Origin of the sequence: Aeromonas sp. 5HA1, assembly GCF_029237245.1 — a bacterium.
GTDB classification, from domain to species: Bacteria; Pseudomonadota; Gammaproteobacteria; order Enterobacterales; family Aeromonadaceae; genus Aeromonas; species Aeromonas salmonicida.
This window is the reverse complement of the sequence record NZ_JAACFW010000004.1, coordinates 25,370-38,988: the sequence shown is the minus strand read 5'-3', so window position 1 is coordinate 38,988 and position 13,619 is coordinate 25,370. Positions and strand designations below refer to the sequence as shown.

The following is a 13,619-nucleotide window of genomic DNA, read 5'->3' as shown; positions in this document are numbered from 1 at the left end:
TCTATTTGAGTAAAAATAGCCCTAACTCATTGATCTATGGTTTGACCTGTCTCACTAATTTCGAAAAATGACAGTGGCAGCCATCCCAGACCCGGCGAAATATCCTTGGCCCACAACGGGGTACTCTTTCTCGACGAGCTGCCGGAGTTCGAGCGCAAGGTGCTCGACTCTCTGCGCGAACCGCTGGAGACGGGCCACATCACCATCAGCCGCGCCGCCCGTCAGGTGGATTTTCCCGCCCGCTTCCAGCTGGTGGGCGCCATGAACCCCAGCCCCTGCGGCCACTATGGTGACGGCCAGACCCGCTCCAGCCCGGATCAGATACTTCGCTATCTTGGCAAGCTCTCCGGCCCCTTCCTCGATCGCTTCGACCTGACGGTGGAGGTACCGCTGCTGCCCAAGGGGAGTCTCACCGGCAAGGCGGAGCGGGGGGAATCGAGCCAGCAGATCCGCGATCGGGTACTGGCGGCGCGGGAGCGAATGCTGAGCCGCAATGGCAAACTCAACAATCTGCTGAATAGTCGTGAAATCGAAGATATTTGCCGATTATCGCCGCAAGATGCCGAGTTTTTGGAGAATGCCATCCAGAAGCTGGGACTCAGCATCCGGGCCTGGCACCGCATACTGCGGGTGTCACGCACCATAGCCGATCTGGCGGGGCGATCTGCGATCGAGAAGGATCATCTGATCGAGGCGCTCGGCTACAGGGCCATGGACAGGCTGCTGTCGCGGCTGCGCAGCGGCTGAATGGCTGGGATAGAGAGATAGTGAGTCCCACATGCGTGATGGTCCCGTGCATGGTCTAGCGGCTCATCGGCTGATATTATGGCCACAGATCTGACCACTTGGTTGCCACCCACAGACAACGAGACGGACCCGACTCATGCAAAACAAGCTGATAGAGCGGCTGCGCGGCAGCCTCTCGACCCTGCTCTATTTTTTCAACACCCTCTTCTGGTTTATCCCCATCTTCTTGCTGGGCATTTTCAAGCTGCTGTTGCCGCTCAAAGGCTGGCGTACCCTCTGCAACGCTCTGCTGGATGGCTGCGCAAGCTGCTGGATCGGTGTCAACAACCTGATCCAGAAAACCATCATAGGGACCTCTTTCGAGGTGGTCGGCGCGGACAAAGGAAGCCGTGATGAGTGGTACATGGTGATTGCCAACCATCAATCCTGGGTCGACATACTGGTATTGCAGCGGGTTTTTAATCAAAAAATCCCCTTCCTGAAGTTTTTCCTCAAGAAAGAGCTGATTTGGGTACCTTTTCTCGGTCTGGCCTGGTGGGCACTGGACTTCCCCTTCATGCGGCGCTATTCCCGTAAATTTCTGGAAAAAAGGCCACATCTGAAGGGAAAAGACATAGAAACAACCCGAAAGGCCTGTGCCAGGTTTCGCCACATTCCGGTGAGTGTGATGAACTTCGTGGAGGGCACCCGCTTCACCGCCCACAAGCACGACAAACAGGCAGCGCCTTATCGCCATCTGTTGCACCCGAGGGCTGGTGGCATCGCCTTCACCCTGGCGGCCATGGGCGACCAGCTGCATCAACTGGTGGATGTGACCATCGCCTATCCGGGTGGTATCCCCAGTTACTGGGACTTCATGTGCGGTCGGGTGAAGGAGATCAAGGTTCAGGTCCGCTTTCTGCCGATTGAACGCAAGCTGGTAGGGGATTACTTCAATGACCCCGAGTTCCAACAGACGTTTCAACAGTGGTTGAACGGGATCTGGCACGAAAAGGACCAGACCCTTAGCCAACTGCTGGCAGACAAGGCGCAGTAAAAGACCCCTCGCCAATCCAGCTCTACCCGGCAGCAGGGCTGGCCTTCAGGTTGGTGACCATGGCAGCAGTTTGAGAGTGGTTTTCAGGAGTGGCTGAATACGCGTTGGCAGTAAACTGACGTCGTGCTGACACAAGTGATACCGGCCGATGCTGTGGGTCAGTTTGGCGTTGAGTCCGCCTCCTTGGCGGTTGCCGAAGCAAGTGCCAAGGCCAGTTCTGGCAACTGATCCTCGCTGAACACTGCGATGCCGTTGCGACGCAGCAGGGCAGTGGTCTTGCCCTCACCCGCCACTGACACACCTTCGAAGCAGCCATTGTAGACGCGGCTACTACCGCAAGAAGGACTCCCCTCCTTGAGCAGGGCAAAGCGAATGCCTTGTGCCTGACAGAGCGCAAGAGCCAGCTCGGCACCGCGATCGAACTCGGCCGTCACATCCAGTCCACTCGCGGTCAGCACCTGGTCGCCCTGCCGCTCGGCAGGGGGGCGCGGAGTCGGCAGTCCGCCGGCCACTTCGGGGCAGAAAGAGTGCGTTCGCCCCTCGGCGCCAAGCTCATTCAGCCAGTCGCTGACAATCCCCTTGCTCTGGCCATCGTAACGTACTGGCTGACCCAGCAAGCAGGCGCTCACCAGCACCCGGGGCGGCGCTTTGCTCATGCTTCCGCTCCATGCATCACCTGATCGAACATGACGCAGCAAGGGCTCTCCAACCGGTAGAGGATGGCGGGGCGCTGCTTGCCGGTGCGCTTGCGGCCGGTATCCACCAGAATGTCGGCACGATGGATCCGCTTGCGAAATGCCGCCGTGTTCATCGGAGTTTGCAGGATGATTTCAAAGGCGCGCTGCACCTCGGAGAGAGTGAACTCGGGCCCCAGCAGTTGCAGCGGCAAGGTGCTGTAGCGACTCTTGATCCGCAGTCGCTCCAGTCCTCTGGCGATAAGCTGGGTATGATCGAAGGCGAGACTGAGGCCGGGCAGGGCCGAAAGTGGATGCCAGCAACCGTGCACGGCTTCGACTTCCGGATCGACCAGACAGAGGTAGACCAGCGCGGTGGACCAACCACGGGGATCCCGCTCCAGATTGCCGAGAGTGCAAACCTGTTCGCTGTAGCAGTGGCCGAGCCCCCACTCCGCCAGCAGGCGATGGCGAGCCGTGTCCAGGTCCCGATCCCGAGTCTCGTCGATGCGCAGTGCCGGCAGTTGCCAGCAGTTGGCAAAGGGGGGGTGATCGCGGGTTTCGAGCAACAGCTCGAGCCGCTCCTCGTACAACCGCAGCACCACCATATCCAGACTCATTCTCAGCATGTCGATCGCCCTGCTCGCCTTCCATTAATGTTTGGTAGATAATATCACACGAATAGTATGTGAAGGAGCCAATCATGGGAACCGTCGCCAGCCTGGATATTGATGCGCAGAAGGGATTTACTCCCCTCTGCCCGAACGAACTGCCCGTCGTGGGCGGGGATGATATTGTGGCTGCGCTCAACGCTCAGGCCACCCTCGCCACCCTGCGCATTGGCAGCAAAGACTCCCATCCCGCCAACGCAGCCTGGGCCGTCAGTGACCCCGCCGGCATGCTGTTGCCGCTGGACTTGCCCAATGCCGACCTCACCTGGCCGGTACACTGCGTGCCCGGCACCCAAGGCTTCGAGCTGCTGGATGGCCTGCCCGCCCCCATAGATTACGACTTCTTCGTCTGGAAGGGGGTCGAGCCGGACCTGCATCCCTACGGCACCTGCTTTCACGATCTGGCCGAACGACGTAGCACAGGGCTCATCGAGTTTCTGCAAGCCCGCAATGTCGACACTGTGCTGGTCGGCGGCCTCGCCACCGACTACTGCGTCAAGACCAGCGTGTTGCAACTGCGCCACGCCGGTTTTCGGGTGATCGTCCATCTCGATGCTTGCCGTGGCATAGCCCCGGATACGGTTGCCAGCGCCCGCACCCAGATGATCGAAGCCGGGGCCGAGCTGGCCCAGACCCTGATCGATGTACAACGCCTGCTGGATGCCTGATATGCCGCCGATCCTCACCCGCCAAGCCGATACCGGCGCCTGCACATTACCTATGCAGCAGGAGCGCGTCATCGCGCTCACCAGCCTGCGGGGAGCCTGATATGCCACCGATTCTCACCAGCCTGCTCGACACCGACGCCTACAAGCTGCATATGCAGCAGGCGGTGTTCCACCGCTATCCGGATGCCGAGGTGGTGGCCGAATTCCACAGCCGCAACGAAGAAGATCTGCTGCCCATGATGGGCCAGATCGAGGAGCAACTGCGTCTCGCCGGCTCCCTGCGGCTGACCAGGCCGGAACTGAATTTTCTGGCCGAGCGCCCCTTCTTCACCGCTGATTACCTGGATCACCTGCGCCGTAAGCCCCTCGATGCCTCCCTGCTGCAGGTATTCGAGCAGGATGGCCGCATCAATGTGCGGGTCGAGGGACCCTGGCAGGATGTGATCCTGTGGGAAATCCCGGTGCTCGCCATCATCAGCGAGATGCGCAACCGCTTCCGCTATCCCCAGTTTGGCGTCAGCCAGGCGCTGGATCGGCTCGATCAGAAGATCGACAAGCTGGAACAGGACCTCAGCCCGGAAGAGATGAGCGAGTTCAACCTCATCGACTTCGGTACCCGTCGCCGCTTCTCCCATGCGGTGCAGGATGCGGTCGTGGGCCGTCTCAAGGAGCGGCTGCCGGCATTTCGCGGCACCAGCAACTACCTGCTGGCCCAAAAGTACCAACTACCTGCCGTGGGCACCCAGGCCCACGAGTGGTTTCAGGCTCACCAGCAGCTCGGCTTCCCGCTCGAGCACAGCCAGCGCGCCGCCCTCACCAGCTGGCTGGACGAATTCACCAACCACCTCGGCATTGCCCTGACCGACTGCATCACCATGGACGCCTTCCTGCGTGATTTTGACTTTGAGCTGGCCAGCCGTTATCAGGGTCTGCGCCACGACTCCGGCGACCCTGTTGTGTGGGGCGAGAAGGCCATCAGCCACTACCAGCGCCTCGGCATAGACCCCACCGACAAGACGCTGGTCTTCTCCGATGGGCTCAACCTCGACAAGGCGGTGCAGCTGTTCCGCCACTTCCGTGGCCGCATCAACACCAGCTTCGGCATCGGCACCAAGCTCACCTGCGATCTGCCCGGTGTCAGCCCCATGAACATCGTCTTCAAGCTGATGGAGTGCAACGGCGGCCCGGTCGCCAAGATCTCCGACAGCCCGGGCAAGACACTGTGCCGGGATGCGGACTTCATCCGCAACCTCAAGCAGGCCTTCCACGTCGGGGTGTAACATGCCTTTTTGAGGAGCCCATCTTGCGCAGAGCACCGGTGGCCCCCTACCATGACCCTCTTGAAAGGTCCGACTGGTGTCGGGCCTTTCTCTTGCCCGAACGACAGACCACAAGGAACTGCCCATGACCTCTAAATGGATATTTGCCCTCACCACACTGCTGGCCAGCCTGGGCGCCACTGCCGCCGAACCTCTGCGGGTATCCGCCATCCCGGACGAAGCCCCCACCGAGTTGCAGCGCAAGTTCGCCCCGCTGGGAGAATATCTGGCCGAGAAGACGGGGCGCGAGGTGGTGTTCGTACCGGTCAACGATTACGCCGCCGTGGTCGAGGCGCTGGCTGCCGGCAAACTCGACATGGCCTGGCTCGGGGGTTTCACTTATGTGCAGGCCCATCGTAGGGCCGACAAGGTAGTGCCGCTGGTCCAACGCCAGGAGGATGCCCAGTTCACCTCCAAATTCATCGCCAATGCCGACAGCGGCATCAAGACCCTGGCCGACACCAGGGGCAAGGACTTCGCCTTCGGCTCCCCCTCCTCCACCTCGGGTCACTTGATGCCGCGCCACTTCCTGGCCGAGCAGGGCATCAATCCGGAACGTGACTTCGCACATGTCGCCTTCTCCGGCGCTCACGACGCCACCGTTGCCTGGGTCGCCTCCGGCAAGGTGCCGGCCGGTGCGCTCAACGCCTCCGTGTGGGACAAGCTGGTGGAAGAGGGCAAGGTCGATACCGCCAAGGTGAAGGTGATCTGGACCACGCCGACCTACTTTGATTACAACTGGACGGTGCGCGGCGACTTGGATCCGGCGCTGCAGGAGAAAATCAAGCAGGCCTTCCTCAGCCTGGATCCTGCCGTCCCGGCCCAGGCCGAGATCCTCAAGCTGCAACGGGCCAGCCGTTTCATCGAAACCAGGCCCGAGAACTACCAGGGCATAGAAGCGGCCGCGACCCAGGCCGGTCTGCTGAAGTGATCGCCGTTGCGCTGAATGGAGCAGGGCTGCGGCTCGGCGAGAGTCGCATCCTGCATCCGCTTCGCCTGCAGATCGAGGCAGGGGAGTGTGTCGCCATCATAGGGCCGAGCGGCGCGGGCAAGACCAGCCTGCTGCGGCTGATCGGCACAGAGCTGCGCGGTGAGCTGGCACTCTCCCTGTGGGGGGAAGATCCCTGGGCCCTCTCCACCCGGGCCCGCCAGCGGCTGCGCAGCCGGATCGGCATGGTCTGGCAGCAGCCTCCTCTGCCCGCCTCCCAGCCGGTGGTGACTGCCGTGCTGGCTGGCAGACTCGGCCAGTGGTCCCTCGTTCGCGCCCTGCTCTCGCTGCTGCGCCCCTGCGATCCGGACGGTGCACGGGCCGAACTGGCCCGCCTCGGCCTCGCCGACAAGTGGCAGCAGCGCTGCGGCGAGCTCTCCGGTGGCCAGTTGCAGCGGGTCGGTATAGCCCGGGTGCTCTATCAGCAGCCGGATTTGATGCTGGCCGATGAACCCGTCTCCGCCCTCGATCCCGTGCTCGCCCAAAGCAGCCTGGATGCCCTGCTGGCGCAAGCCCGCACGCGCGGCAGCACCCTGATCGCCAGCCTGCACGCGGTCGAACTGGCCCTCGAACGCTTCCCCCGCATCATAGGTTTGCGCGAGGGGCGGGTGCAGTTCGACTGCCCCGCCGCCGCCGTGACCCCGGCCATGCTGGCCGCCCTCTACGCCGGTGACCAGGAGGCACTGCCGTGTATCGGCTGATGAGCCGCTGGCGCCATCCCCTGCCCTGGCTGCTGGCCCTGGTCGGCTACAGCCTGTGGCAACAGGCCGACGGCTGGCTGGGCTTGCTCGATGGCCAGAGCTGGCGGCAGATGGGCAATTTTCTCGCCACCAGCTGGCCACCCCGCCTGGATCAGGACTTTCTGGCCCTGACCCTGACAGCTACCCTGGAGAGTCTGGCCGTGGCGACTCTGGGGCTGGCCGGTGCCCTGCTGCTCGGCATTCCTTTTGCCTTGCTCGGCTCCCGCGCCCTGTCGCTGGCCGAGCTGGGGCCTATCCCCAGCCCGCTGCGCGGCGCCTTGCGCTCTTTCAGCCGGCTCATCGCCATTCTGCTGCGCAGCCTGCCCGAGCTCATCTGGGCGCTGCTGTTCGTGCGCCTTTCCGGGCTCGGGCCCCTGGCTGCCATCCTGGCCATCGCCGTCAGCTACGGCGGCATGCTGGCCAAGGTCTACAACGAGATCATGGAGAGCGGCGCCCTGCAACCGGCCCGTGCTCTGCTGCTCGGCGGCAGCGGCCGCCTGCAGGCGCTCTGGTACGGCGTGCTGCCCGCGGTGCGCCAGGAGCTGATCTCCTACACCGTCTATCGCTGGGAGTGTGCCCTGCGCGCCTCCGTCATCATGGGTTTCGTCGGTGCCGGCGGGCTCGGCCAGCAGCTCGAACTCTCGTTGCGCATGTTTGCTGGTGGTGAGGTAGTGACCCTGCTGCTGGCCTTCATCCTGCTGGTGACCCTGGCCGACGGCCTCAGCGCCTGGCTGCGCCACACCCGTTCCCCCGGCCTGCAACTGCTTGCCTGCCTGGGGCTGGCCAGCGCCATGGCACTCCACCAGCTCGACTGGCGCATGCTGAGTTTTTCCTTCGGCGGGCTGGGCCGGTTCATCGGCGAGTTTCTGCAACCGGACTGGTCGGGGCCTTTTCTGCGAACAGTCGGCTTTGGCCTGCTCGATACGGTGCAGATGGCATTGCTGAGTACCCTGTTGAGCGCCCTGCTGGCACTGCCGCTGGCCTGTCTCGCCCGCCACTGCTGGCCACTGAGGCTGCTGTTCAACCTGCTGCGATCCGTGCCGGAGCTCATCTTCGCCAGCCTACTGGTGATCGCGGTCGGGCTGGGGCCGGTGGCGGGCATACTGGCGCTCACCCTGCACACCACAGGCGTGCTGGCCCGGCTGTTCGTGGAGACGCTGGAGAACGCGGATCAGGCCCCTCGCCTCGCCCTGCAATTGAGCGGCGCCGGCCCCACGGCCAGCTTCTGGTACGGGCTGTTTCCACTGGTGTCACGCCAGTGGCTGGCCTACAGCCTCTATCGCGGCGAGATGAACCTGAGGGCCGCCACCATACTGGGGGTGGTGGGCGCAGGGGGGCTGGGGCAGCAGCTCTATGTGTCGCTCAGCCTGTTCCGTTACGATCAGGCAGCCACCCTGATCCTGGCCATCCTGCTGCTGGTCTGGCTGGCTGAGGGGATCAGCCGCCGCTCCCGTTTGCCGCGACTGGCGCCCACCCAGCGGGACTGCCAGATCTGAATCGGGAGCAAGCAGCCGGCGTCGAGCTGGCCAGGCTCCAATCCCGATAAACAAAAAGCCCGCCGGTTTGCACCGGCGGGCTTTTTCATGGAGTACAGCGGGATCAGTCTTTCTTGGCCAGCAGGAAATTCACCAACTGGCTGAACTGTTCCTGAGAAGTAATGGATTCGATCTTAACCATGTACTTGCCGTTGACCAGGAAGGCCGGCACACCGCGAATGTTGTAGCTCTCGGTGTTGCGATCAAACTGGGACACCATGCCGGATACGGCGAAGCTGTCGACGGCACCGTCAAACTCTTCAGCCGGCACGCCGTTATCAAGGAAGATCTGCTTCACATCAGCACGGCTCTGCGGATACTGGCGTTGGGTATGGATCTTGTTGAAGATAGCCGGGGTCAGCTTGGCTTCAACATTCAGCAGGCTGGCCAGGGCATAGGCGCGCTGCATTTCCGGACCCATCTCGCGGCCCAGGAAGGCCACCGGGTTCTTCTTGAGGGGAACGCCTTCTGGCATCCCCGCTTTCAACTGTTCAACGATCGGCTCGAAGGTCGCGCAGTGCGGGCAGTAGTAGGAGAAAAACTCCACCACTTCCGGCTGGGCACTGCCTGTCTGTTTGACCACGTCATAGTTAACGCCTTCCTTGAATTCGGGGGCGGCGTGAACCATGGGGATCATCAGCATGGCAGCGAGGAAAAATAGTACTTTTTTCATGACGTTTCCTGTTAAGGGATCACTGTGAGGCACGCCCGGCGAACCGAAGCAGTGCCAAGCCTATTGCGTCACCACTCAGACGTCAATGGCAAAGGGCCACACCGGCAGGCGCTACGGCAGAGCGCGTCATCGACAGACAATCGCTGTGGGCTTATGCCGACGCGCCCTCGCTCACCACCCCGGTGTCAGGGTCAAAGGTAGTGCCTTGAGCGCGGCCAGTTGATCATGCGGCAGGTATCGCGATCTGTGGGCACCCATCAGCACTCCTGATATGTCACCACCCTGGCGTCAGGGTCAACGGTGGTGCCTTGAGCGCAGCCAGTTGATCGTGCGGCAGGTATCGCGATCTGCGGGCCCCCATCAGCACTCCTGATATGTCACCACCCCGGCGTCAGGGTCAACGGCGGTGCCTTGAGCGCGGCCAGTTGATCATGCAGGGTCGCAATCTGCTGACGCCAGTAGTGGTCGGTATTGAACCAGGGGAAGTGACGGGGAAACGCAGGGTCGTCCCAGCGCCGTGCCAGCCAGGCCATGTAGTGAACGATGCGCATGGCCCGCAGCGGCTCAATCAAGGCCAGCTCGCGCGGATCGAACTCCATGAACTCCTCATAGCCAGCCAGCAGGATATCGAGCTGGATCAACTGCTCGTGGCGCTCGCCGCTCAGCATCATCCAGAGATCCTGGATGGCGGGGCCGGTGCGGCAGTCGTCGAGATCGACAAACATGGGGCCGTCACGCCACAGAATATTGCCCGGATGACAGTCACCGTGCAGGGAGATCTGTGCCACATCCAGAGTCATGGCATCGCAGACGTGCTTGATCAGCTCGTCGAGTACACCGAAGAATTGCTTGGCCAGCCCGCTCGGCAGCCACTCGCCGGACGCCAGCAGCTCGCGCGGTTCGTGCAGCATGCTCTCCACATCCAGCCGGACGCGGTGATGGAAGGATCGGCTGGCACCGATCTGGTGAATCCGGCCAAGGTAACGTCCCACCCACTCCAGCTGATCCAGGTTGTCCACCTCGAACTGGCGGCCTCCCACGCTCTGCCAGATGGCAAAGGGGTAGCCCTGATGCTCCAGCAAGGTTTCACCCGCGAAGGAGAGCGGCGCAGCGACCGGGATCTCAGCCTCATTGAGTCGGGCGGCAAAATCGTGCTCTTCCAGGATCTGGGCACGACTCCAGCGACCGGGACGGTAGAACTTCACCACATAGCGGCGGCGCTCCTCGTCCTGAAACTGATAGACCCGGTTTTCGTAACTGTTGAGCTCGATGAGGCCGGAGTCGAGTCGCAGACCGCTGAGATCCAGCGCATCCATGATGAGGTCGGGAGTAAGGTCGGAATAGTTGAAACGCATGTCATCCACCATTAAAAAGGGGCGCCGTTGCGCCCCATTCTATCACCACTAAGCTCAATGGCGTTCCAAACCAATCAGTTGCACCAACTATTCCCATTACAGCCGGCTGATAAACTTGCTGGCCTGACGCAGTGTGCCCTTGCTGTCATCGGCTGCCGCCCCATCCCGTTTCAGCACGAACTGTATATCCAGGGTCGGCTTCTTCAGGTTGAAGGGATCGACCGCCACGCTCACCGGCAGGGTGTAGATCTCGCCCGCCTTCAGGGTCACTTCGCGGGGGCCGAACCACTCGTGCTCCGGCAGCCCTTCCACATCCAGCTGATAGGTCTGGGCATGCAGTGTCTTGTTGAGGATTTTGAGGGTATAGGTGTTCTCGATGAGCCCCTCGCTGTTCTCGCGGAACAGCTGGTTGCGATCCCGCAGTATGTCGAGCCCCATGGGCATGATGGACATGGCGTTGTAGACGAACACCCCCAGCATGATGACCATCACCAGGCCATAACCGAGCAGCTTGGGCCGCGCCACATGGGTGCTGTTATGAGCCAGCTTGTGCTCTGTGGTGTAGCTGATCAGCCCTTTCGGATAGCCCATCCGATCCATGGTCTGGTCGCAGGCGTCGACGCAGGCACCGCAGTTGATGCACTCGTACTGCAGGCCATCGCGGATATCGATGCCGGTCGGGCAGACCTGAACGCAGAGGTCGCAATCGATGCAATCCCCCAGCCCCAGCGCCTTGGGATCCGCTTTGCGGCTACGGGCACCCCGGGTCTCACCACGCTTGGTGTCGTAGCCGACGATGAAGGTGTCCTTGTCGAACATGGCTGACTGGAAGCGTGCATAGGGGCACATGTGGATACACATGATGGCACGCATCCAGCCGGCATTGCCGTAGGTACAGGCCGTGAAAAACAGTACCCAGAAGATGACCCAGCCACTCGCCTGCAGGGTAAAGAAGTCGGGTACCAGCTCGGTCACATCCTGGAAGTAGGCGACGAAAGTGAGACCGGTACCGAGGGATAGCAGGATCCAGGCCAGATGCTTGGCCCCCTTGCGGGCCAGCTTCTCGCCACTCCAGGGGGCTGCATCCAGCTTGCGCCGCTTGTTGGCGGCGCCTTCCAGTTTCTCTTCAAACCAGATGAACATGAAGGTCCAGACTGTCTGCGGGCAGAGATAGCCGCACCAGACCCGGCCGAGGAAGGTGGTCACGAAGAAGAGGGCAAAGGCGGCGATCATGAAGATCCAGGCCAGCAGGGTCAGATCCTGCGGCCAGATGGTGGCACCAAAGATGTGGAACTGCTGATGGCCAACATCAAACAGCACGGCCTGACGACCGTCATAGCGCAACCAGGGCAAGGCGACGAAGAGCACCACGAAGAACCAGCCCATGACCTTGCGCATCCGCTGCCAATAGCCGGTCTGTGCCCTCACGTAAATGCGGTTGCCGGGATTGAATCTGTCATCGCTGGCTTTGAACGTGTTCGGGTTGAAAGTCCCGGTGACGCTCTTGTCAGTCACATCCTTGATATCGATTTTTTCATGATCGGCCATTGCAAGACACAGCTCCCTTATTTGTTATGGAGCGGATTATATCTTAAACAGCCTGCTAATTGTGTGGGTAAGATGTATCTAATGTTCGAGTCGTGTCGCAATTTTCAGCAACAAAAAAAGCGTATCGCCGGTTGACGATACACCTCTCGTTGAGATTCTCTTGAAACTACTCAGCCCGGTTTGTACCGAGCCGGGATCACTTGATGCCGCGAGCCTTGAGCAGGGCTTCCTTGAAATCGGGCACATGATCCTTGGCCAGACCCGGGATCATCGCCTGCTTGTCGGATTCCCGCATCTTGAGGTGGTAGATCAGCATGTCGTCGGTCAGGTCGGACAAGGCGCCGTCATAGCCAGCTTCCGCCGCCAGTTTGGCAACAAACTGCACCAAGCTGAGATCCTGTTCCTTGATCCAGGCAGGCTGCAACAACTCCAGCAGCTCTTCGATACGATGACATTGCATAGACAACCTCTTTAATCTGTCATGTGAAACTCAGGCAACCTTACCCATCAAGGCTACTTCGATACGATCCCGCCCATTATGCTTGGCCTGATAGAGGGCCGCATCCGCTTTTTGGATAAGCTCCGCGATGGAGCCGCTCTGATCCGGCACCAGAGTGGCGACCCCGAAGCTGCAACTGACCCGGCCTGAGACCAGGGATTTCTGGTGGGGGATACCCAGGTCCTTGAGGGCCATCCGCACGTTTTCGGCAATCTGCAAGGCCCCCTGCATGCTGGTACAGGGAAGCAACAGAGCGAACTCCTCCCCGCCGTAACGAGCGGCGAGATCATCCTCGCGGCGCTGCACCTCGGCCAGCAGAGCAGCCACCCGTTGCAGACACTCGTCACCCTGCTGATGACCGTACAGATCATTGAATTGCTTGAAATAATCTACATCTACCAGCACCAGCGACAGGGGCGCCCGGGCGCGGTGACAGCGGCGCCAGGCCCGTTCCAGAGAGTCGTCGAGGTGGGCGCGGTTGGCGATGCCGGTCAGGCCATCGAGGCGGGAGGTGAGACGCAAATGCTCGGAGACGGCCTTCAGCTCGGCCACCAGATCGGCGTTGGAGAAACGGTGATAGAGGGAAGCGACCTGATCCCGCCGCAGACGGCGCAGCAGGGTCGGCAAGAAGACAAACAGATAGCCAGCCAGCATGCAGGAGACGATCCGCTCCTGCTCGTTGCCGGCCCCCAGCTCGAACAGCATGGCCAGCCCGAGCGGCAAGACGGCGCCGTAGAGGGAGCGGCGGCTGCCAAACAGCATGATGGCGCTGCCGGTGAGGATCAGGCTGGAGAGCATCATCATGGCGGCACGATAGGTGTCGGGCAGCTTGTCCATGTAGAGCAGCACACCGAGCGCCCAGATGATGGAGGTAATGGTGACCCCGATGAACAACTCGCGTTCCAGCACTGGCAAGGGGGTCTGCGTCAGACTGGACTGACGCCAGCGCAGGTGCCAGCCACGACACAGCAGCAGCAGGCAGACCAGTGCCAACCAGCCGAGCGCCTCGCCGGCGGGCAGGTAATCGTGGAACAGCAGGCTCCAGCCGAGTGCCAGCAGGCCCAGGCAAGGCAGGCTGAATGAGGAGTGAGTATAAAGCTGGGCCATGATGGCCTGCTTCACCTGACGTGTCACACTCTGAGTCAACTGCATGCTCCCTGTACAAG

At 61.5% G+C, this 13,619-nt stretch carries 13 protein-coding genes and 1 pseudogene; 7 read left to right on the top strand and 7 right to left on the bottom strand.

Annotated elements, in window-relative coordinates:
* Nucleotides 1-75: 75 nt before the first annotated feature.
* Nucleotides 76-747: pseudogene (locus GWQ27_RS05005) on the top strand (ATP-binding protein); the annotation flags it as partial.
* A gap of 136 nt (nucleotides 748-883) precedes the next feature.
* The gene (locus GWQ27_RS05000) at nucleotides 884-1,783 is read left to right on the top strand and encodes an acyltransferase (RefSeq protein ID WP_275906814.1); all 900 of its coding nucleotides are present in this window, start codon (nucleotides 884-886) and stop codon (nucleotides 1,781-1,783) included.
* Nucleotides 1,784-1,941: 158 nt separating this feature from the next.
* On the opposite strand, the gene GWQ27_RS04995 is transcribed toward GWQ27_RS05000, so the two are convergent.
* A complete protein-coding gene (locus GWQ27_RS04995) occupies nucleotides 1,942-2,439 on the bottom strand; it encodes a DUF523 domain-containing protein (protein ID WP_275906813.1) in 498 nt (165 codons plus the stop codon).
* On the bottom strand, nucleotides 2,436-3,086 hold the full coding sequence (locus GWQ27_RS04990) for an NUDIX hydrolase (RefSeq protein WP_011898224.1): 651 nt from the start codon (nucleotides 3,084-3,086) through the stop codon (nucleotides 2,436-2,438). Before GWQ27_RS04990 ends, GWQ27_RS04995 begins: the two co-directional genes overlap by 4 nt.
* A gap of 74 nt (nucleotides 3,087-3,160) precedes the next feature.
* Here GWQ27_RS04990 and GWQ27_RS04985 point away from each other — a divergent pair, with 74 nt between their 5' ends.
* From GWQ27_RS04985 to phnE, 5 genes are all read left to right on the top strand, one after another.
* The gene (locus GWQ27_RS04985; protein ID WP_275906812.1) at nucleotides 3,161-3,796 is read left to right on the top strand and encodes a nicotinamidase; all 636 of its coding nucleotides are present in this window, start codon (nucleotides 3,161-3,163) and stop codon (nucleotides 3,794-3,796) included.
* A gap of 101 nt (nucleotides 3,797-3,897) precedes the next feature.
* Complete coding sequence (gene pncB / locus GWQ27_RS04980; protein WP_021138499.1) at nucleotides 3,898-5,076, top strand: nicotinate phosphoribosyltransferase; 1,179 nt, start codon at nucleotides 3,898-3,900, stop codon at nucleotides 5,074-5,076.
* A 124-nt stretch (nucleotides 5,077-5,200) separates the two neighbouring features.
* Nucleotides 5,201-6,046 (top strand): putative selenate ABC transporter substrate-binding protein, encoded by an 846-nt coding sequence (locus GWQ27_RS04975; protein WP_265431837.1) that lies wholly within the window; start codon nucleotides 5,201-5,203, stop codon nucleotides 6,044-6,046.
* On the top strand, nucleotides 6,043-6,804 hold the full coding sequence (locus GWQ27_RS04970; RefSeq protein WP_256686537.1) for an ATP-binding cassette domain-containing protein: 762 nt from the start codon (nucleotides 6,043-6,045) through the stop codon (nucleotides 6,802-6,804). Before GWQ27_RS04975 ends, GWQ27_RS04970 begins: the two co-directional genes overlap by 4 nt.
* Nucleotides 6,804-8,339 carry a phosphonate ABC transporter, permease protein PhnE gene (phnE, locus tag GWQ27_RS04965; RefSeq protein WP_275906905.1) on the top strand — a complete coding sequence of 512 codons (1,536 nt, stop codon included), beginning with the start codon at nucleotides 6,804-6,806 and terminating at the stop codon, nucleotides 8,337-8,339. The genes GWQ27_RS04970 and phnE overlap by 1 nt, the downstream gene beginning before the upstream one ends.
* Nucleotides 8,340-8,442: 103 nt before the next feature.
* Here the strand turns inward: phnE and GWQ27_RS04960 are convergent, their stop codons facing one another.
* The 5 genes from GWQ27_RS04960 to GWQ27_RS04940 form a co-directional block, all read right to left on the bottom strand.
* Nucleotides 8,443-9,051 (bottom strand): thiol:disulfide interchange protein DsbA/DsbL, encoded by a 609-nt coding sequence (locus GWQ27_RS04960; RefSeq protein WP_005318191.1) that lies wholly within the window; start codon nucleotides 9,049-9,051, stop codon nucleotides 8,443-8,445.
* A gap of 377 nt (nucleotides 9,052-9,428) precedes the next feature.
* Nucleotides 9,429-10,418: a serine/threonine protein kinase gene (locus GWQ27_RS04955; protein WP_275906811.1), complete on the bottom strand. Its 990-nt coding sequence runs from the start codon at nucleotides 10,416-10,418 to the stop codon at nucleotides 9,429-9,431.
* A gap of 84 nt (nucleotides 10,419-10,502) precedes the next feature.
* On the bottom strand, nucleotides 10,503-11,954 hold the full coding sequence (ccoG, locus tag GWQ27_RS04950) for a cytochrome c oxidase accessory protein CcoG (protein WP_021138504.1): 1,452 nt from the start codon (nucleotides 11,952-11,954) through the stop codon (nucleotides 10,503-10,505).
* A gap of 196 nt (nucleotides 11,955-12,150) precedes the next feature.
* A complete protein-coding gene (locus tag GWQ27_RS04945) occupies nucleotides 12,151-12,414 on the bottom strand; it encodes a YihD family protein (RefSeq protein WP_005318183.1) in 264 nt (87 codons plus the stop codon).
* Between the two features lie 30 nt (nucleotides 12,415-12,444).
* Nucleotides 12,445-13,599, bottom strand: coding sequence for a diguanylate cyclase (locus GWQ27_RS04940; RefSeq protein ID WP_181455381.1), 1,155 nt, complete (start codon nucleotides 13,597-13,599; stop codon nucleotides 12,445-12,447).
* Nucleotides 13,600-13,619 lie beyond the last annotated feature (20 nt).